We start from the raw sequence: 17,840 nt of genomic DNA on the forward strand, positions 1-17,840 counted from the left end.
CGTCTCCGCGCGGGGTTCTCGGCCGGATCGGCGGCGCGACGACCGGGAGCTGCAACCCCCCGCCGGGACGCCGGCCGTGCGCGTCGTCGGGTCCGCGGAGTGGGTGAGCGCGGGTCCGGGTCCGGGTGGGTGATCCCGAATCCGGTCTGGACATTTGTGAGGCGCAGCACTATCGTCGATTTCAGTTAATCCGACTTAACTGAAAGGGAGCGGCACCGATGACTTCCGCGACCACCAATCGCCAGGCCCACGAGGAACTTCTCGCCGACCTCCGCGAGCGCCTCGAGCGGGCCGCGCTGGGCGGCGGTGAGAAGGCCCGTGCGCGCCACCTCGAGCGCGGCAAGCTGCTCGCCCGCCAGCGCGTGGACGTGCTGCTCGACCCGGGCAGCCCGTTCCTCGAGCTCTCGCCGCTGGCGGCGGAGGAGATGTACGGGGGCAAGGCCCCCGCCGCCGGCGTCGTCGCCGGGATCGGCCGGGTGTCGGGCCGCGAGTGCCTGATCATCGCCAACGACGCGACCGTCTCCGGCGGCACCTACTACCCGATGACGGTGAAGAAGCACCTCCGCGGCCAGGAGGTGGCGCTGGCCAACAACCTGCCGTGCATCTACCTCGTGGACTCCGGCGGCGCGATGCTGCTGCAGCAGGACGAGGTCTTCCCCGACCGCGACCACTTCGGCCGGATCTTCTACAACCAGGCGAACATGTCCGCCAAGGGCATCCCGCAGATCGCCGCGGTCATGGGGTCGTGCACCGCCGGTGGCGCGTACGTCCCCGCGATGAGCGATGAGGCCGTGATCGTCCGGAACCAGGGCACGATCTTCCTCGCCGGCCCGCCGCTGGTGAAGGCCGCGACGGGCGAGGAGGTCACGGCCGAGGAGCTCGGTGGCGGCGACCTGCACGCCAAGACCTCCGGTGTGGTGGACCACCTCGCCGACGACGACTACGACGCCCTGATGAAGGTCCGCCGGATCGTGGCGACCTGCCCGCCGGCGCCCGAGCCGGACTGGGAGGTGCTCGAGCCCCGCGAGCCGGTCCGCCCGCAGGCCGACCTCTACGACCTCGTCCCGGTCGACTCGCGCCAGCCCTACGACGTGCGCGACATCATCGGCACGATCGTCGACGGCGGCGAGTACACCGAGTTCAAGGAGAACTACGGCACCTCCATGGTGACCGCGTTCGCCCATATCCACGGGCACCCGGTGGGCATCATCGGCAACAACGGCGTCATCTTCTCGGAGTCCGCGCTCAAGGGCGCCCACTTCATCGAACTGTGCGACCGCCGCAAGATCCCGCTGGTCTTCCTGCAGAACATCACCGGCTTCATGGTGGGCCGGCAGTACGAGGCGGGCGGCATCGCCAAGAACGGCGCCAAGATGGTCACCGCCGTGGCGTGCGCCCGGGTCCCCAAGTTCACCATCGTCGTGGGCGGGTCCTTCGGTGCCGGCAACTACTCCATGTGCGGCCGTGCGTACTCCCCGCGGTTCCTGTGGATGTGGCCCAACGCGAAGATCGCCGTGATGGGCGGGCCCCAGGCCGCCGACACCCTCGCCTCGGTCCGTGCCGCGCAGGTCACCAAGTCGGGCGGGGAGTGGACCGACGAGCAGCAGGCCGAGTTCACCGCGCCGATCCGTGAGCAGTTCGAGGAGCAGTCCACCGCGTACTACTCCACGGCCCGCCTGTGGGACGACGGGATCATCGACCCCGCAGACACCCGCACTGTCCTCGGTCTGGCCCTGGCGGCCGCGGCCAACGCCCCCCTCGAGCCGGTCAACAACGGCGTCTTCAGGATGTGAGCAGCCCCATGTCAGAACAACTGTCACAGAAACTCCACACCGTCCTGGTGGCCAACCGCGGGGAGATCGCGTGCCGCGTGATCCGCTCGCTGCGGGCAGCGGGTATCCGCTCGGTCGCCGTCTACTCCGACGCGGACGCCGACGCGCTGCACGTGCGCATGGCCGACGCCGCCGTCCGCCTCGGCCCGGCCCAGGCCTCGCAGTCCTACCTCGACATCGACAAGGTGATCGACGCCTGCCGCCAGACCGGGGCGCAGGCCGTGCACCCGGGCTACGGTTTCCTGTCCGAGAACTCGCGGTTCGCGCGGGCACTCGACGAGGCCGGCCTGATCTTCGTCGGACCGCCGGCCTCGGCGATCGAGACCATGGGCGACAAGATCACCGCCAAGGCGGCGGTGTCCGCACGTGACGTCCCCACCGTGCCCGGGATCTCGCGTCCGGGACTGACCGACGACGAACTGATCGCCGGTGCCGCCGAGGTCGGCTACCCGGTCCTCGTCAAGCCCTCGGCCGGTGGTGGCGGCAAGGGGATGCGCCGCGTCACCGATCCCGCCGATCTGCCGGCGGCACTGGAGTCCTCGCGACGGGAGTCGGCAGGCGCCTTCGGCGACGACACCCTGTTCCTCGAGCGGTTCGTCGACACCCCGCGCCACATCGAGGTGCAGGTCCTGGCCGACACCCACGGCAACGTCATCCACCTGGGTGAGCGGGAGTGCTCACTGCAGCGCCGCCATCAGAAGGTCATCGAGGAGGCGCCCAGCGCACTGCTCGACGAGGTCACCCGTCAGCGCATCGGTCAGGCGGCGTGCGACGCCGCCCGGTCGGTGGGGTACGTGGGCGCGGGCACGGTGGAGTTCATCGTCTCCGCGCACGCCCCGGACGAGTTCTTCTTCATGGAGATGAACACCCGCCTGCAGGTCGAGCACCCGGTCACCGAGATGGTCACCGGTGTCGACCTGGTCGACTGGCAGGTCCGCATCGCCGCGGGCCAGGAGCTCACCCTGCGCCAGGAGGACATCACCCTCACCGGCCACGCGATCGAGGCCCGCGTCTATGCCGAGGACCCGGCCAAGGGCTTCCTGCCCACCGGCGGCACCGTGGTCGGGCTCGAGGAGCCCTCCGGCGACGGCATCCGCGTGGACTCCGGCCTCCGTGTGGGCACGGTCGTCGGCAGCGACTACGACCCGATGCTCGGCAAGGTCATCGCGCACGGCGCCGACCGCGCCGAGGCACTGGCCCGGCTCGACGCCGCGCTCGCCGGCACCCACGTGCTGGGTCTGCGCACGAACGTCGACTTCTGCCGGTTCCTGCTCTCGCGGCCGGAGGTCGTCTCCGGCGAGCTGGACACGGGCCTGCTCGACCGGTCCGTCGACGACTACACCGCGACGCCCGCCCCCGAGGGCGGACTGATCGCCGTGGCCATGCACCGCACCGAGGAGCGCTGGGCCCGGGTGCCCGCGCAACGCCGCGGCCCGTGGGACGTTCCCAACGGGTGGCGGATCGGCGGGCGCGCCGAGGTGTGGACCCGCCTGGACGCCGGCGCCGGGTCCGACGCGGTCACCGTGGGACTGCGGGGGACCCCCGACGACGCCGAGGTGACCATCACCGACGCCACGATCGGCTCCACCGAGGCGCCCGAGGTCTCCTCCCGACATCGTGCGCGGGTCGCCCGGGACGGCGCCTCCCTCCGGCTGACCGTCGACGGCACCCAGCAGCGCTGGACCGTCGTGCGCTCGGCGGACCCCAAGGCCGCCGACACCTTCTGGGTGGCCGGCGACGGCGGGACCTGGGACCTGCGGATGCTCCCGCTCATCGACTCCCGGATCCACGACGCCGGGATGTCGGACGGCCAGATCGTCAGCCCCATGCCCGGTTCGGTGATCGCGTGCTTCGTCGCCGACGGCGACGAGGTCACCGCCGGACAGAACATTCTGGCCGTCGAGGCCATGAAGATGGAACACGCGCTGCCCGCGCCGATCGACGGTGTGGTCCGCGTGCACGTCACCACCGGCGAGCAGGTGCCCGCCGACCACCTGCTCGCGACCGTCGAGCCCCACCCCTCCACCGAGGAATCCGAAGGAGAAGGCAATGCCTGAGTTGGAAGAGCACTACGCCGACCTCAAGTCGACGGTCGCGGACTTCGCCGACAAGGTGGTCGCCCCGGCCTCGGCCGAGCACGATCGCAACCACACCTTCCCCTACGAGGTCGTCGCCCAGATGGGCGACATGGGCCTGTTCGGTCTGCCGTTCCCCGAGGAGTTCGGCGGGATGGGCGGCGACTACTTCGCGCTGTCGCTCGCCCTGGAGGAGCTCGGCCGCGTCGACCAGTCGACCGCCATGACCCTCGAGGCCGGCGTGGGCCTGGGCGCCATGCCCATCTACCACTTCGGCAACGACGAGCAGCGCGCCACGTGGCTCCCGGACCTGGCCGCCGGCCGCACGCTCGCCGGCTTCGGCCTGACCGAGCCCGGTGCGGGCTCGGACGCCGGCGCCACCAAGACCACCGCGAAGCGTGACGGCGACGAGTGGGTGGTCAACGGCAACAAGCAGTTCATCACCAACTCCGGCACCGACATCACCTCGCTGGTCACCGTGACCGCGGTGACCGGTGTCCGTGAGAACGGCAAGAAGGCCATCTCGACGATCATTGTCCCGGCCGACACCCCCGGATTCACCGCGGAGCCCGCGTACGACAAGGTCGGGTGGAACTCCTCCGACACGCACCCGCTGACCTTCGCCGACGCCCGGGTGCCGGCGGAGAACCTCCTCGGCGAGGAGGGGCGCGGGTACGCGAACTTCCTGTCGATCCTCGACGAGGGACGCATCGCGATCGCCGCCGTGGCCACCGGTGCCGCGCAGGGGTGCGTCGACGAGTCCGTGAAGTACGCCCGTGAGCGCGAGTCCATGGGCCGCAAGATCGGCGAGTTCCAGGCCATCGCGTTCAAGATCGCCCGCATGGAGGCCCGCGCCCACACGGCGCGTTGCGCCTACTACGAGGCCGCGCGCCTCATGCTGGCCGGCAAGGAGTTCAAGAAGGAGGCCGCCATCGCCAAGATGATCGCCTCCGAGGCGGCCATGGACAACGCCCGCGACGCCACCCAGATCCACGGTGGCTACGGCTTCATGAACGAGTACCCGGTGGCGCGGCACTACCGCGACTCCAAGATCCTCGAGATCGGCGAGGGCACCACCGAGGTGCAGCTCATGCTCATCGCGCGCGGTCTGGGGCTGTAGGCGATGACAGACCAGCGCAGAGAGGTCGTCCAGCGTGGCCTGTGGTTCGAGGAGTACGAGGTGGGGACCGCCTACCTCCACCGCCCCGGGCGCACGATGACCGAGACGGACAACGTCCTGTTCACCACGCTGACGATGAACACGCAGGCCCTGCACCTGGACGCGGCGTGGTCGGCCGAGCAGCCGGGCTTCGGCGGCGAGCGGCTCATGAACTCGATGCACACGCTGTCGACGCTCGTGGGACTGTCGGTCGCCCAGCTCACCCAGGGCACGATCGTGGCGAACCTCGGCTTCTCCGAGGTCAGCTTCCCCAAACCGGTCCTGCACGGTGACACGCTGTACGCGGAGACCGTGTGCACCGACAAGCGCGAGTCGAAGTCGCGGCCGGGCGAGGGCATCGTGACCCTCGAGCACATCGGCCGCAACCAGCACGGCGACATCGTGGCCAGGGCGGTCCGCAAGACGCTCGTCCGCAAGCGGCCGACGGAGTCGGGCCCGGGCGGGGAGGCCACGGCATGACCCCCGCACCCGCCTGGATCCCGCCCGGCCCGGCACTGCTGTTCTGCCCGGCCGACCGGCCGGAGCGCTACGGCAAGGCCGCCGACCGCGCGGACGTCGTGATCGTCGACCTCGAGGACGCCGTCGCACCGGCGGACCGCCCCGCAGCCCGTGAGGCGCTGCGGGCCTCGACACTCGATCCGGACCGGACGATCGTGCGGGTCAACCCGACCGGCACCGACGACCACGCGGCCGACCTCGAGGCCCTGGCGGACACGGACTACCGCTGCGTGATGCTGGCCAAGACCGAGTCCGCCGCGCAGGTCACGGATCTGCACTCGACGACCGGCGCCGCGGTGCTGGCGTTGGTCGAGACCCCGCTCGGGGTCGTCCGCGCGGAGGAGATCGCCGCCGCGCCCGGGTGCGCCGGGATGATGTGGGGCGCCGAGGACCTCCTGGCCGCGATGGGCGGATCGACCAGCCGGTTCTCCTCCGCCGAGGCCGGTGGCCCCCGCGAGGCGGGGGAGTACCGCGACGTACCCCGTCACGCCCGTGCGCGGGTCGCGCTCGCCGCGGCCGCGTTCGGTCGGTGGGCGGTCGACTCCGTGCACCTGGACATCGCCGACTCCTCCGGCCAGCGCGCCGAGGCGCTCGACGCCGTCGCGCTGGGGTTCGTGGCCACCGCGTGTATCCACCCGTCCCAGGTGGCGGTGGTCCGCGAGGCCTACGCCCCCGACGACGACGAGGTGGCCTGGGCCCGGAAGGTCCTCGCCGCCGCGGAACACAACCAGGGCGTGTTCCGGCTGGACGGTCGCATGGTCGACGGTCCCGTCTTCCGCCAGGCCGAGGCGACGATGCGTCGCGCCGCGGCCGTCGCCACCTGATACCGCAATCCCCACCCCGTGGGCCGTCCGGCCCCACCCCCAAGGAGTACCGAGATGACCACCACCGATCTCGATTCCACGACCCTCGACCCCGCCGGGTCCCACACGCGCGGAGAGACCGACGTCCCCCTGCTCACCCAGACGATCCCCGAGAACCTCGCGGCGACCGTCGAGAGGTTCGGCGACCGAGACGCGCTCGTCGACGTGCAGGCCGACCGGCGGTGGACCTACGCCGAGTTCCTCGCCGACGTCCGCCGTCTGGCCTCCGGTCTGCACCGCCTCGGCATCCGGGCGGGCGACCGGGTGGGCATCTGGTCGCCCAACCGGTGGGAGTGGGTGATGGTCCAGTACGCCACCGCCGAGATCGGCGCGGTTCTGGTCAACATCAACCCGTCCTACCGGGTCCACGAGCTGGAGTACGTCCTCAAGCAGGCGGGGATCAAGGCCGTCGTCGCCGCCCCCCAGTTCAAGGATTCCGACTACACCGGGATGCTCGCGCAGGTCCAGCCGAACTGCCCCGACCTCGAACTGGTCGTGCTCTTCGGCGACGAGGAGTGGGAGTCGCTGGTCTCGGGCCCCACCCACGCCGAGGAACTGGCGTCGATCCGCGCCGCACTGCAGCCGGGCGACCCGATCAACATCCAGTACACCTCCGGCACCACGGGCTTCCCCAAGGGCGCCACGCTCTCGCACTCGAACATCCTCAACAACGGGTACTTCGTCGGCGAGCTCGTCAACTACACGGAGGTCGACCGGGTGTGCATCCCGGTGCCCTTCTACCACTGCTTCGGCATGGTGATGGGCAACCTCGCGTGCACCAGCCACGGATCGGCCATGGTCATCCCCGCGCCCGCGTTCGACCCCGCGGCCTCGCTGCGCGCGGTGGAGCAGGAGAAGTGCACGAGTCTCTACGGCGTGCCCACGATGTTCATCGCCGAGCTCGCGCTGGAGGATTTCGACTCCTACGACCTGTCCACGCTGCGTACCGGGATCATGGCCGGCTCGCCGTGCCCCGAATCCACCATGCGTCAGGTGATCGACAGGATGAACATGGAGGAGGTCTCCATCTGCTACGGCATGACCGAGACCTCGCCGGTGTCCACCCAGACCCGTCGGGACGATTCGCTGGACCGGCGCGTGTCCACGGTCGGCCGGGTCGGGCCGCACCTCGAGATCAAGATCGTCGACCCGTCGACCGGTGCCACCCTGCCGCGCGGCGAGGCCGGCGAGTTCTGCACGAAGGGCTACAGCGTCATGCTGGGCTACTGGGACCAGCCGGACAAGACCGCCGAGGCGATCGACCCCGAGGGCTGGATGCACACCGGCGACATCGGGGAGATGGACGACGCCGGTTACGTCCGCATCACCGGCCGCATCAAGGACATGGTCATCCGCGGTGGCGAGAACATCTACCCGCGGGAGGTCGAGGAGTTCCTCTACACCCACCCGGACATCCTCGACGCCCAGGTGATCGGCGTGCCCGACCCCAAGTACGGCGAGGAGCTCATGGCCTGGGTCCGGCTCAAGCCGGGACGCGACGATCTCACGGCCGAGGAGGTCCGCGAGTTCGCCACCGGCAAGCTCGCCCGCCACAAGATCCCGAAGTACGTCCACGTGGTCGACGAGTTCCCCATGACCGTCACCGGCAAGGTCCGCAAGGTCGACATGCGCAAGAGCGCGATCGAGATCCTCGGCATCGCCTGACCGCCCCCACACCCAAGGAGTGCGTGTATGTCCAGCAAGATCATGACCGCGGCCGAGGCCGTCGCGGACATCCCCGACGGGGCGTCCATCGCCGCCGGCGGGTTCGGCCTGAGCGGGATCCCGCAGATCGTGATCGAGGCCCTCGCCGCCCGCGACGTCGGGGACTTCGAGGTGTTCTCCAACAACGCCGGCGTCGACGGCAAGGGCCTCGGCATCCTGCTGGAGAGCGGCAAGCTCCGGCGCATCGTCTCCTCCTACGTCGGGGAGAACAAGGAGTTCGCCCGCCAGTACCTGTCCGGTGAGCTCGAGGTGGAGCTCACCCCGCAGGGCACGCTCGCCGAGCGGATGCGTGCGGGTGGGTCCGGCATCGGGGCGTTCTTCACCCGCACCGGCGTCGGCACGTTCGTCGCCGACGGCGGCATGCCGTGGAAGTACGACTCGGCCGGCGGGATCGCGGTGGCCTCCCCGCCCAAGGAGACCCGCGAGATCCGCGGCGAGACCTACGTGCTGGAGCAGGCCATCGAGGCCGACTACTCGCTGGTACGCGCCGCCGTGGCCGACCGCAACGGCAATCTCCGCTTCAACCTCACGGCCCGCAACTTCTCGCCGCTCGCGGCGATGGCCGGCCGGGTGTGCATCGTCGAGGCCGAGAAGATCGTCGAGGTCGGAGAGCTCGCCCCCGACGACATCCACCTCCCGGGCATCTTCGTCCACCGCCTGGTGGAACTGACCCCGGAGCAGGTCGCCCAGACCAAGTGGATCGAGAAGACCACCACCAACCCGCCCTCGGAAGGACAGCGCTGATGAGCAGGATCGGACGCGACCGCAAGGCCATGGCCGCCCGCGCGGCCCTGGAGCTGGAGGACGGCCAGTACGTCAACCTCGGGATCGGCCTGCCGACCCTGGTCCCCAACTACGTCCCCGAGGGCGTCAACGTGACCCTGCAGTCCGAGAACGGGCTGCTGGGCATCGGGCCGTACCCGCACCCCGACGACGTCGACCCGGACCTTATCAACGCCGGCAAGGAGACCGTCACGACCCTACCGGGGTCGGCGATCTTCGACTCGGCGATGAGCTTCGGCATGATCCGCTCGGGCAAGATCGACGTGGCGATCCTCGGCGCGATGGAGGTCAACCCGGCCGGTGACATCGCCAACTGGATGGTCCCCGGCGCGATGGTCAAGGGCATGGGCGGCGCGATGGACCTCGTGGTGGGTGCCCGCCGGATCGTCGTGGTCATGGACCAGGTCGCCAAGGACGGTTCCTCCAAGATCGTCTCCGAGATCTCCCTGCCGCTCACCGGCCTGGGCTGCGTCAACCGGATCATCACCGAGCTGGGCGTGTTCGACCGGGACGCCGACGGGCTGACCCTCATCGAGATCGTCGACGGGGTGACCCTCGAGCAGATCGAGGCGGCCACCGACGCGCCGTTCCGGGTGGCCGAGCACCTCAGGTGACCCCGCCGCCGCCGGCGCCGCCCGGCCTCTGGACCACACCGGTCCGGGGCCGGGCGGCGCTGTCGGCGTTGGCGTGGGTCCTCGTGTACGGGGCCGCCCTCGTCGTCGTCGTCCTCCTCGGCCTGGTCACCGCACGGTCCCTCGGGGCCGGCCGCCCCGATACCGCGCTCCTCGCCCTGGTCGTCCTCGCCGGCACCGCCGTGGCCGCGCTACTCGCGGTGCGGATCCACCTCCTGCGTCGGCGCGGTCTCGGGTGGGCGGACGTCGGCCTCCGGCCACCGGACCGCTCACCCTGGCACCTTGCGTGGCAGATCCCCGCGGTGATGGCGGCCGGCGTCACCGCCTCGATGATCGTGCTCATCCCCCTGGGGGCGGGCGCCGAGTCGACGGGGGATGAGGCCGATGCGGCGATCGCGGACCTGGCGGCCGGCGGGCCGGTGTTCGCCGTCCTCGGGCTGCTGACCGTCGCCGTGCTCGTCCCGGTGGCGGAGGAGGTCGTGTTCCGTGGCATCGTGCTGCCGGCCCTGCGGGCGCGGCTGCGGGCCGTAGCGGGGATCCTGCTCGCCGGGGCGGTGTTCGCCGCCGTGCACCTGCTGCCCCCGGCGCTGCCCTACCTGCTGGTGGTGGGGATCTCGCTGTGCGCGATGGCCGAGTGGTACCGGTCGATCGTGCCCGGCATCGTGCTCCACGGCGTCAACAACGCGGTCGTATTCGCCGGGGTCATCGCCGCCGGGTCAGGCCAGTAGTGCGGAGACCAGCAGGAGGACCGGCAGCGCGCCGAGGGTGGTGAGGACGGCGGAGTCCCGGGCCAGCAGAGTCCCGTGTCCGTACCGGGTCGCGACCACGAGGACGTTCTGCGCGGTGGGCAGCGCGGCGGCGACCACCACGGTGAGGAGCTCGTGGCCCCGCATCCCCATGAGCCCGGCGCCGATGGCGTACGCGAGCACGGGGTGGGCGACGAGTTTGAGTGCGCTCGCGAGGAAGATCTCCCGGCGGGGCGAGGCGCCGGCCTCGAGGACCTTCACCCCGTAGAGCGACATGCCGAACACCAGCAGGGCGCCGGGGACGGAGATCTGGCCGACCAGGTGCACGGGCTCCAGGAGAGTCTCGGGCGGCGTCCAGGGCAGGGCGGCGACGACGACGCCCGCGAGCGCGGCGAGGACGATCGGGGTGCGGACCGACTGCAGTAGCGCACCGAGCGCGCCCCCGTCCCCGCCGCCGTCCGACCCCTCGGCCCGCGCGGCCCGCTCCAGCACGGCGATGGCGACCGGTTGTAGGACCACCACCTGGAAGAGCAGCAGCGGCATGACGAACCCGAGGTCCCCGAGGACGTACAGCGCGATGGGGATTCCGAGGTTGGCGGAGTTGACGTAGCCGGCGGACAGGGCACCCACCACCAGATCGGCGGCCGGGCGTCTGAGCCACAACCGGGCGATCGCCACGTACAGGACCGCGACGATAATCGCCGACACCGCGGACACCACGAACACGCCGGTGAAGACCTGGTCGAGGGTGGTGCGGGCGAGGGAGTCGAACAGCAGTGCCGGGGTGGCGACGTAGAAGACGAGCCGGTTGAGCACCAGCCGTGCGTCCGTGCCGAGAACCAGGGTCCGGGCGAGGACCCAGCCCAGCGCGACCAGCGCGACGATGACGGCGAAGCCGTTGAGGACGCCGGCCACGGGTGGACTCCTGGTGTCGGGGAGGGGAGGGGGAGGCGCGGTAACGCCGATCGGGGTCGCGCACTCCTGCGTGAGGAGGCACGACCCCGATCGGGTTGCTGTTGCCTGAGTCGGCGGCTAGAGGCCGCGGGCGGGACGGGCGGTTCGGTTCACCCGCGCCGAGTGGTGACTCAGCGGCTGGTGAACGGCAGCAGGGCCATCTCGCGGGCGTTCTTGACCGCGACGGCGACCTGACGCTGCTGCTGCGGCGTGAGGCCGGTGACCCGACGCGAACGGATCTTGCCGCGATCGGAGATGAACGTACGGAGGGTGTTGACGTCCTTGTAGTCGACCGTCTCGATACCCGCCACCTTCAGCGGGTTCTTCTTGGGTCGACGGCCCTCCTGGGCGCGGATCTTCTTGGACGGGGTGCTACGTGCTTTAGCCATGGTTACCTACTCACCAACTCGACTTCGTGACACCGGGCAGCTCGCCACGGTGGGCCATCTCGCGCATGCGGACGCGGGAAAGGCCGAACTTGCGGAGGTAGCCGCGGGGGCGACCGTCGGCGACGTCGCGGTTACGCACCCGCACGGGCGAGGCGTCACGCGGCATCTTGTTGAGCGCGGTCTGGGCATCCATACGTGCCTCGTCCGTGCTCTCGGGGTTCTTGATGATTGCCTTGAGCTCGGCGCGGCGCTCGGCGAACCGGGCGACCTTGGCCTTGCGCTGCTCGTTGCGCGCGATCTTGGACTTCTTGGCCACGAGTCAGCGCTCCTCTCGGAATTCGACGTGCTTACGGACGACCGGGTCGAACTTCTTGAGGACGATGCGGTCCGGATTGTTGCGACGGTTCTTGCGGGTCACGTACGTGAACCCGGTACCGGCCGTGGACTTCAGCTTGATGATGGGGCGGATGTCGTTACGGGCCATCTCAGATCTTCTCCCCACGGGCGCGGATGCGGGCCACGACGGCCTCGATGCCATCGCGGTCGATGGTCTTGATGCCCTTGGTCGAGACCGTCAGCGTGATGCGACGACCCTCGGAGGGCACGAAGTAGCTACGGCGCTGGATGTTCGGGTTCCAGCGACGGTTGGTCCTGCGGTGTGAGTGCGAGACGGACTTGCCGAAACCCGGCTTCCGTCCCGTTACCTGGCAATGCGCCGACATGGCGTGGTTCTCCTTCCGCCCCGTCCTGCGGTGGCGCGCGGCGGAGGAGGCACCCTCGGTCGGCCTGGGCCGTACGGGGGGCTTACCGCCACGTCGCGAGCACCGTGAGAGGCGATAGCAAACGTGCAGACAACAGCGATGGTCTAGTTTACGGCCCGACTGCGTGAAACGGTAATCGGCACGTCAGTGGGCATAAAGGCGGCCGCACCGGCTCCGGCGGCCGGATGTCCGCGGCGCACGAATTGGGTGCCCGGCCATCCTACGGGTACGATCTACCGATGCGTGTGCTGACACCGGGATCCCCGGTTCGGCCACTGGCAATTGCGCGCTCTTGCAGGAGCGAGCGCCAGACCCACAGACTTTCTACCGAGCTAGAGGGATCCAGTATGAAGAACGACATTCACCCCGACTACCACCCGGTGGTCTTCCAGGACTCGGGCACGGGCACCAAGTTCCTCACCCGTTCCACCGCGACCAGCAGCCGCACGGTCGAGTGGGAGGACGGTCAGACGTACCCGCTCATCGTCGTGGACGTGACCAGCGAGTCGCACCCGTTCTGGACCGGCGCGCAGCGCGTCATGGACACCGCCGGCCGCGTCGAGAAGTTCCAGCGTCGCTACGGCAACCGCACCCGCCGCAAGTGAGCAGCGGGGCGTTCGCGCCCCGACCACCCTCCTAGACCCCGAGGACGATAATCATGGCAGTTCCGAAGCGCCGCCTCTCGCGTGCAAACACCCATTCCCGCCGGTCCCAGTGGAAGGCTGACAACGTCGCCCTCCAGGAGACCAAGATCGACGGCCGCCCCGTGGCGCTGCCGCGTCGTCTGGTCAAGGCCGCTCAGCTCGGCCTGGTCAACCTCGACCGCTGAGCCGCGTCGGCTGCCGCCCCCGGGGCGCAGCTGAGCACGGCGGCGCCGCGGGCGCCGCACGCACACGCCCGGTCACGAGCCCGGCGGGTCCACACGGACCCGTCGGGCTCGTCGGCGTCTGTGGCGCGCGTGGCGGCGGCCCTCCGGGGCGGATCCTCAGCCGCGCTTCAGTCGGGTGGGCGAGAATCCGGTCATGAAGATTCTCGTTGTGGACGACGACCAGGCCGTGCGCGAATCGCTCCGGCGCTCACTGACCTTCAACGGGTACGACGTGGAGCTCGCCGGCGATGGCATCGAGGCGATCGAGAGGGTCGACGCCAACCGGCCGGACGCGGTCATCCTCGACGTGATGATGCCCCGTCGGGACGGGCTCGAGGTCTGCCGGATCCTGCGCAGCAGGGGGGACGACCTGCCGGTGCTCATGCTCACCGCGAGGGACGCCGTCTCCGAGCGGGTCGCTGGTCTGGACGCGGGGGCCGACGACTACCTGCCCAAACCCTTCGCGTTGGAGGAACTCCTCGCCCGCCTGCGGGCTCTGCTGCGTCGTCGCGGCACGGACGCCGAGGAGGTCGACGAGGTGCTGGAGTTCGAGGACCTGCGGATGGATATCGCGACCCGCGAGGTCACCCGCGGCGAGCGCCGGATCCAGCTGACCCGCACCGAGTTCTCCCTGCTCGAGCTCCTCATGCACCACCCACGCCGGGTCCTCACCCGGAGCCACATCCTCGAGGAGGTGTGGGGCTACGACTTCCCGACCTCGGGTAACGCTCTCGAGGTCTACATCGGCTACCTACGGCGTAAGACGGAAGGGGAGGGTGAGAGCCGGTTGATCCACACCGTGCGCGGTGTGGGTTACGTGCTGCGCGAGACGCCGTAGTGCCCGCCCGCACGATGCGGACGGGGTCCGCACCGATCTCCCTGCACCAGCGGGTGACGCTGCTGGCGGCGAGCTCGGTGGGTGTCGCGGTGGCCCTCATGGCCGTCGCGGCGTACTTCGTCGTGTCGGGGTCGATGTACAGCGATGTCAACAACCGCCTGCAGCAGCAGGCCGATCAGTTGGTCAACAGCCAACTCGCGTCCGAGTTCGCCCTCCAGTCCCGCAGCACGTTGATTGCGCTGCGGGCGTTCAACCCGAACCTGGACGCCCAGATCGTCGCCCCCTCCGGGGTTCGCACCGCGACCGGGGAACCCTTCCAGATCGGCGGCCCGGAGATCGCGGTGGTGCGCGGCGAGTCGGAATCGAGCCTGCGTACCTCCGGGGGCAAGCAGATCTACGCGGTCGGGGTCCGAGACGGCTCGACCCTCATCCTGGCCCAGGACCTCAGCCCCACCCGTGCTGCGTTGAACCGTCTGGCGATCGTGCTCACGCTCGTCGGGGCAGCGGGTATCGCCCTGGCCGCGGTGGCCGGGACGGCCGTCGGCCGCACCGGGTTGGCGCCGGTGGCCCGGCTGACCAGGGCCGTGGAACGCATCGCCCGCACCGATGATCTGCGGCCGATCCCCGTGGCCGGTGACGACGAGATCGCCCGCCTGACGAGCAGTTTCAACCAGATGCTCGTCGCGCTGGGGGAGAGCCGGGAGAGACAGGCGCGGCTCGTCGCGGACGCCGGGCACGAACTCAAGACGCCCCTGACGAGTCTGCGGACGAACGTCGAGTTGCTCATCGCGGCCAGTCGCCCCGGCGCGCGGACGATCCCCGACGCCGACCGGAACGAACTCGAGGCAGACGTCGTGGGGCAGATCTCGGAACTCAGTCAGCTCGTCGGGGATCTGGTCGAGCTCGCCCGGGAGGACTCCGGCGAGGTCGAGCTGGAGCCGGTGGCCGTCTCCGACGCGGTCGAACGGGCCCTCGAGCGGGTCCGGCGTCGCCGACACGACGTGGACTTCGACGTCGAGTTGATGCCGTGGTACTCCTTCGGCGATTCGGCCGGGATCGAGCGGGCGGTGCTGAACGTGTGCGACAACGCGGCCAAGTGGAGTCCCGCCGGCGGGACGGTGACGGTGCGGATGCGGCCCGTCTCCGACGCGGTGATGGAACTGACGGTCGCCGACCAGGGGCCCGGCATTCCCGAACAGGACCGCGAGTTGGTCTTCGAACGGTTCCACCGCTCGCACGAGGCGCGCGCGATGCCGGGGTCGGGTCTGGGGCTGGCCATCGTCCGACAGGTCACGACCCGACACGGTGGAACCGTCGAGATCAGCGACGCCGAGGGCGGCGGCGCACTGGTGCGGGTGACCATCCCCGGAAGCGAGCAGCCGCCCGGGTGAGTCCCGGGGTGGCGAGTACCGTCTCAGCGGGCACACAGCGCCATCGGGAACCATGGGACCCATGGAGAACGAGAACGAGAACGGCCGGGGCAGGGGCGAACCCGGGTCCCCGGACGAGTGGGCCGGCAGATCGGGTGCCGGTCTCGGAGGACCCGCACACGGACCCTCCGGCCAGAACCCCTACGCCGCCGAGAATCCCTACGGCATGGCCCAGGGGTGGGGTGGAACCGATCGGCCCACCACGGCCTTCCCCGCTCAGCACCCCGCGCAGGCGCAGGCGCAGGGGCACGCACAGGGCCAGGGGCACGCCGGACCGTGGCGACCCACGGACGCCATACCCCCCTCCGACGCCATGCCCCCCTCGGGCCCGCCGCCCCACCCCGGGGCCGGGCCGGGTGTCGATCCTGGAACGCCGCCGGGACAACGGAAGTCGGGCCGGGGCCTGCTCGCGGCCGGCATCGTGGCCGCCATGCTCGTCTCGGGTGGGCTCGGTGGGTGGATCGGTGCGACGGTCGCCGGCGGATCCGCGGCGGGGTTGTCCTCGCCCATCAGCGCGACCCAACCCGAGGGGACGGCGCCCGACGGCACCGTCGAGGCGGTGGCGGACAAGGTGCTGCCGAGCGTCGTGTCGATCGACGTGCGTTCCCAGACGGGCCGCGGCGAGGGGTCCGGGGTGGTGTTGACCGCCGACGGCCTCATCATCACCAACAGCCACGTCATCGGCGCAGCTCAGGCCGGGGGCCAGATCCAGGTGCGCTTCGACGACGGCTCCAAGGCTCCCGCGAGCGTCGTCGGCACGGACCCGGCCACCGACATCGCGGTCATCAAGGCGGAGACCTCCCGCCCGCTCACCCCCATCGCCCTGGGCACCTCGGCGACATTGACCGAGGGACAGGCCGTGGCCGCGGTGGGGTCGCCACTGGGGTTGTCGGGCACCGTCACGACCGGCATCGTCTCCGCGCTGAACCGCCCGGTGCGGGCCGGCGGCGCCCAGTCGGACCAGAGCACGGTGATCGACGCCATCCAGACCGATGCAGCCGTGAACCCGGGCAACTCGGGCGGCGCGTTGGTCAACATGAACGGCGAACTGGTCGGGATCAACTCGGCCATCGCGTCGTTGGGATCGGGCAATTCGGGATCGATCGGCCTGGGCTTCGCCATCCCGGTGGACCAGGCCCGGCGGATCGCCGACCAGCTGATCAAGCAGCAGTACGCGACCCGCGCGGTGCTCGGGGTCTCGGTCAGCGACTCGCCGGAGGGCGACGGCGCGCTGGTGCGTGCCGTCGAGCCGGGTGGGCCCGCCGAGCGCGCGGGGATCGAGCAGGGCGCGGTCATCACCGGGGTGGGGGAACGGCTCATCGAGGGCGGCGACGCGCTCGTCGCGGCCATCCGGTCCCAGGCACCGGGGGACACGGTGACCGTCACCTATGCTTCTCGTGAGGGCGATTCGCCGAACACCGTAGACGTGATGCTGGGAGAGGCCAGATGAGCACCAGATTTGACCCGCGGGCTCTGCCCGGAGGCCGCAAGCTCCCCACTGGTATGGACTTCGACCCCGCGGCCGTCGAGCCGGTCGAGCCGCAGATCGCCGGGCGCGCCATGGTCGTGGTGGTGACCGACCGCCTCAACGAGCGGGAGGACTCGATCGGCCCCCTGGTCACCGAGCTCCTCGAGGAGGAGGGGTTCCTCGTCGGCGGTGTCGTGGGCGTGGCGTCCGACGAGGCGGAGGTCCGCAAGGCCCTCGAGACGGCGGTGGTCGGTGGATTCGACTTCGTCGTGACCGTGGGGGGCACCGGGGTCGGTCCCCGGGACATCACGCCCGAGGTCACCGAGGAGATCCTCGACCAGCGCCTGCCCGGCATCGCCGAGGCCATCCGGTCGTCGGGTCTCACGGCCGGCGCGGTGGACTCGATCGTCTCGCGCGGTTACGTGGGGGTGTCCGGAAGCACGGTGGTCGCCAACCTCGCGCCGAGCCGCGCGGCCATCCGCGACGGGATGGCGACCCTGTGCCCGCTCGTCTCGTACGTGGTGGCGCAATTGTCCGCCTTCGACGAACTGTGATGGATCCGCGGCCGGTGGACCGGGCGCGACTCGACGAGGTGTTCGGGGAGATCCTGCCCGAGACGACCTCGGACGAGGCGCGCACCGCGGACAGTCGGATCGACGACGACTGGTGGCGCGATCAGCGTCCGCCGCATCACGGCTGACTCCACGGCGACGAAGCGCCACCGCCGGCAGACGCCGACGCCCCGCCGGCCATGACGGCGCCGACGGGGCGTGGGACGTAGACCGTGGAACGCGGACC

The 17,840-nt window shown here is 70.6% G+C and carries 21 protein-coding genes; 16 read left to right on the top strand and 5 right to left on the bottom strand.

What is annotated here, in order from left to right; translation table 11 throughout:
* Window positions 1-218 precede the first annotated feature (218 nt).
* From AC3DEV_RS08510 to AC3DEV_RS08550, 9 genes are read left to right on the top strand one after another with little or no spacing between them, the layout of a single operon-like run.
* Window positions 219-1,793, top strand: coding sequence for a carboxyl transferase domain-containing protein (locus AC3DEV_RS08510; RefSeq protein ID WP_256820601.1), 1,575 nt, complete (start codon window positions 219-221; stop codon window positions 1,791-1,793).
* Between the two features lie 8 nt (window positions 1,794-1,801).
* Complete coding sequence (locus tag AC3DEV_RS08515) at window positions 1,802-3,889, top strand: acetyl/propionyl/methylcrotonyl-CoA carboxylase subunit alpha (protein ID WP_119192010.1); 2,088 nt, start codon at window positions 1,802-1,804, stop codon at window positions 3,887-3,889.
* Window positions 3,882-5,027 carry an acyl-CoA dehydrogenase family protein gene (locus AC3DEV_RS08520; RefSeq protein ID WP_120283971.1) on the top strand — a complete coding sequence of 382 codons (1,146 nt, stop codon included), beginning with the start codon at window positions 3,882-3,884 and terminating at the stop codon, window positions 5,025-5,027. The genes AC3DEV_RS08515 and AC3DEV_RS08520 overlap by 8 nt, the downstream gene beginning before the upstream one ends.
* Window positions 5,028-5,030: 3 nt before the next feature.
* On the top strand, window positions 5,031-5,546 hold the full coding sequence (locus AC3DEV_RS08525) for a MaoC family dehydratase (RefSeq protein ID WP_185950209.1): 516 nt from the start codon (window positions 5,031-5,033) through the stop codon (window positions 5,544-5,546).
* Window positions 5,543-6,409, top strand: coding sequence for an HpcH/HpaI aldolase/citrate lyase family protein (locus tag AC3DEV_RS08530; RefSeq protein WP_096907095.1), 867 nt, complete (start codon window positions 5,543-5,545; stop codon window positions 6,407-6,409). The genes AC3DEV_RS08525 and AC3DEV_RS08530 overlap by 4 nt, the downstream gene beginning before the upstream one ends.
* A gap of 54 nt (window positions 6,410-6,463) precedes the next feature.
* Complete coding sequence (locus AC3DEV_RS08535) at window positions 6,464-8,113, top strand: AMP-binding protein (protein ID WP_096907096.1); 1,650 nt, start codon at window positions 6,464-6,466, stop codon at window positions 8,111-8,113.
* Between the two features lie 27 nt (window positions 8,114-8,140).
* Window positions 8,141-8,917, top strand: a complete 777-nt coding sequence (locus tag AC3DEV_RS08540) for a CoA transferase subunit A (protein ID WP_067713235.1) — start codon at window positions 8,141-8,143, stop codon at window positions 8,915-8,917.
* Window positions 8,917-9,570, top strand: a complete 654-nt coding sequence (locus tag AC3DEV_RS08545; RefSeq protein ID WP_325767455.1) for a 3-oxoacid CoA-transferase subunit B — start codon at window positions 8,917-8,919, stop codon at window positions 9,568-9,570. Before AC3DEV_RS08540 ends, AC3DEV_RS08545 begins: the two co-directional genes overlap by 1 nt.
* The gene (locus AC3DEV_RS08550) at window positions 9,567-10,316 is read left to right on the top strand and encodes a CPBP family intramembrane glutamic endopeptidase (RefSeq protein WP_163376482.1); all 750 of its coding nucleotides are present in this window, start codon (window positions 9,567-9,569) and stop codon (window positions 10,314-10,316) included. The genes AC3DEV_RS08545 and AC3DEV_RS08550 overlap by 4 nt, the downstream gene beginning before the upstream one ends.
* On the opposite strand, the gene AC3DEV_RS08555 is transcribed toward AC3DEV_RS08550, so the two are convergent.
* From AC3DEV_RS08555 to rpmB, 5 genes are all read right to left on the bottom strand, one after another.
* Window positions 10,305-11,249, bottom strand: a complete 945-nt coding sequence (locus tag AC3DEV_RS08555) for an AEC family transporter (RefSeq protein WP_396444585.1) — start codon at window positions 11,247-11,249, stop codon at window positions 10,305-10,307. The two genes, AC3DEV_RS08550 and AC3DEV_RS08555, sit on opposite strands and share 12 nt — an antisense overlap.
* A 170-nt stretch (window positions 11,250-11,419) precedes the next feature.
* Window positions 11,420-11,677, bottom strand: coding sequence for a 30S ribosomal protein S18 (rpsR, locus tag AC3DEV_RS08560; RefSeq protein WP_007632792.1), 258 nt, complete (start codon window positions 11,675-11,677; stop codon window positions 11,420-11,422).
* A gap of 10 nt (window positions 11,678-11,687) precedes the next feature.
* Window positions 11,688-11,993, bottom strand: coding sequence for a 30S ribosomal protein S14 (rpsN, locus tag AC3DEV_RS08565; protein WP_017836289.1), 306 nt, complete (start codon window positions 11,991-11,993; stop codon window positions 11,688-11,690).
* Window positions 11,994-11,996: 3 nt separating this feature from the next.
* Complete coding sequence (rpmG, locus tag AC3DEV_RS08570) at window positions 11,997-12,161, bottom strand: 50S ribosomal protein L33 (RefSeq protein ID WP_010542298.1); 165 nt, start codon at window positions 12,159-12,161, stop codon at window positions 11,997-11,999.
* Between the two features lies 1 nt (window position 12,162).
* On the bottom strand, window positions 12,163-12,399 hold the full coding sequence (rpmB, locus tag AC3DEV_RS08575) for a 50S ribosomal protein L28 (RefSeq protein ID WP_163376480.1): 237 nt from the start codon (window positions 12,397-12,399) through the stop codon (window positions 12,163-12,165).
* A gap of 386 nt (window positions 12,400-12,785) precedes the next feature.
* On the opposite strand from rpmB, the gene AC3DEV_RS08580 reads away from it, so the two are divergent.
* From AC3DEV_RS08580 to AC3DEV_RS08610, 7 genes are all read left to right on the top strand, one after another.
* A complete protein-coding gene (locus tag AC3DEV_RS08580; protein WP_067713246.1) occupies window positions 12,786-13,043 on the top strand; it encodes a type B 50S ribosomal protein L31 in 258 nt (85 codons plus the stop codon).
* Window positions 13,044-13,096: 53 nt separating this feature from the next.
* Complete coding sequence (gene rpmF / locus AC3DEV_RS08585) at window positions 13,097-13,267, top strand: 50S ribosomal protein L32 (RefSeq protein WP_067713249.1); 171 nt, start codon at window positions 13,097-13,099, stop codon at window positions 13,265-13,267.
* Between the two features lie 193 nt (window positions 13,268-13,460).
* The gene (locus tag AC3DEV_RS08590) at window positions 13,461-14,144 is read left to right on the top strand and encodes a response regulator transcription factor (protein WP_488371820.1); all 684 of its coding nucleotides are present in this window, start codon (window positions 13,461-13,463) and stop codon (window positions 14,142-14,144) included.
* Window positions 14,144-15,535 carry a HAMP domain-containing sensor histidine kinase gene (locus AC3DEV_RS08595; RefSeq protein ID WP_488371821.1) on the top strand — a complete coding sequence of 464 codons (1,392 nt, stop codon included), beginning with the start codon at window positions 14,144-14,146 and terminating at the stop codon, window positions 15,533-15,535. The genes AC3DEV_RS08590 and AC3DEV_RS08595 overlap by 1 nt, the downstream gene beginning before the upstream one ends.
* Window positions 15,536-15,596: 61 nt before the next feature.
* Window positions 15,597-17,024, top strand: coding sequence for a S1C family serine protease (locus tag AC3DEV_RS08600; protein ID WP_187700235.1), 1,428 nt, complete (start codon window positions 15,597-15,599; stop codon window positions 17,022-17,024).
* Between the two features lie 53 nt (window positions 17,025-17,077).
* Window positions 17,078-17,596: a MogA/MoaB family molybdenum cofactor biosynthesis protein gene (locus AC3DEV_RS08605; protein WP_200841576.1), complete on the top strand. Its 519-nt coding sequence runs from the start codon at window positions 17,078-17,080 to the stop codon at window positions 17,594-17,596.
* Complete coding sequence (locus AC3DEV_RS08610; protein WP_167457819.1) at window positions 17,596-17,742, top strand: hypothetical protein; 147 nt, start codon at window positions 17,596-17,598, stop codon at window positions 17,740-17,742. Before AC3DEV_RS08605 ends, AC3DEV_RS08610 begins: the two co-directional genes overlap by 1 nt.
* Window positions 17,743-17,840 lie beyond the last annotated feature (98 nt).

Source organism: Dietzia sp. IBK-p2-15D, from assembly GCF_057773105.1.

Excerpts from the sequence above, each read along its gene's own strand:
- AC3DEV_RS08530 (WP_096907095.1), top strand. The coding sequence starts at position 5,543 with ATGACCCCCGCACCCGCCTGGATCCCGCCCGGCCCGGCACTGCTGTTC.
- AC3DEV_RS08610 (WP_167457819.1), top strand. The coding sequence starts at position 17,596 with ATGGATCCGCGGCCGGTGGACCGGGCGCGACTCGACGAGGTGTTCGGG.
- AC3DEV_RS08535 (WP_096907096.1), top strand. The coding sequence starts at position 6,464 with ATGACCACCACCGATCTCGATTCCACGACCCTCGACCCCGCCGGGTCC.
- AC3DEV_RS08540 (WP_067713235.1), top strand. The coding sequence starts at position 8,141 with ATGTCCAGCAAGATCATGACCGCGGCCGAGGCCGTCGCGGACATCCCC.
- rpmB (WP_163376480.1), bottom strand. The coding sequence starts at position 12,399 with ATGTCGGCGCATTGCCAGGTAACGGGACGGAAGCCGGGTTTCGGCAAG.
- rpmG (WP_010542298.1), bottom strand. The coding sequence starts at position 12,161 with ATGGCCCGTAACGACATCCGCCCCATCATCAAGCTGAAGTCCACGGCC.
- AC3DEV_RS08605 (WP_200841576.1), top strand. The coding sequence starts at position 17,078 with ATGGACTTCGACCCCGCGGCCGTCGAGCCGGTCGAGCCGCAGATCGCC.
- AC3DEV_RS08580 (WP_067713246.1), top strand. The coding sequence starts at position 12,786 with ATGAAGAACGACATTCACCCCGACTACCACCCGGTGGTCTTCCAGGAC.
- AC3DEV_RS08545 (WP_325767455.1), top strand. The coding sequence starts at position 8,917 with ATGAGCAGGATCGGACGCGACCGCAAGGCCATGGCCGCCCGCGCGGCC.
- rpmF (WP_067713249.1), top strand. The coding sequence starts at position 13,097 with ATGGCAGTTCCGAAGCGCCGCCTCTCGCGTGCAAACACCCATTCCCGC.
- AC3DEV_RS08515 (WP_119192010.1), top strand. The coding sequence starts at position 1,802 with ATGTCAGAACAACTGTCACAGAAACTCCACACCGTCCTGGTGGCCAAC.
- AC3DEV_RS08520 (WP_120283971.1), top strand. The coding sequence starts at position 3,882 with ATGCCTGAGTTGGAAGAGCACTACGCCGACCTCAAGTCGACGGTCGCG.
- AC3DEV_RS08525 (WP_185950209.1), top strand. The coding sequence starts at position 5,031 with ATGACAGACCAGCGCAGAGAGGTCGTCCAGCGTGGCCTGTGGTTCGAG.
- AC3DEV_RS08510 (WP_256820601.1), top strand. The coding sequence starts at position 219 with ATGACTTCCGCGACCACCAATCGCCAGGCCCACGAGGAACTTCTCGCC.
- AC3DEV_RS08590 (WP_488371820.1), top strand. The coding sequence starts at position 13,461 with ATGAAGATTCTCGTTGTGGACGACGACCAGGCCGTGCGCGAATCGCTC.
- AC3DEV_RS08600 (WP_187700235.1), top strand. The coding sequence starts at position 15,597 with ATGGAGAACGAGAACGAGAACGGCCGGGGCAGGGGCGAACCCGGGTCC.
- rpsR (WP_007632792.1), bottom strand. The coding sequence starts at position 11,677 with ATGGCTAAAGCACGTAGCACCCCGTCCAAGAAGATCCGCGCCCAGGAG.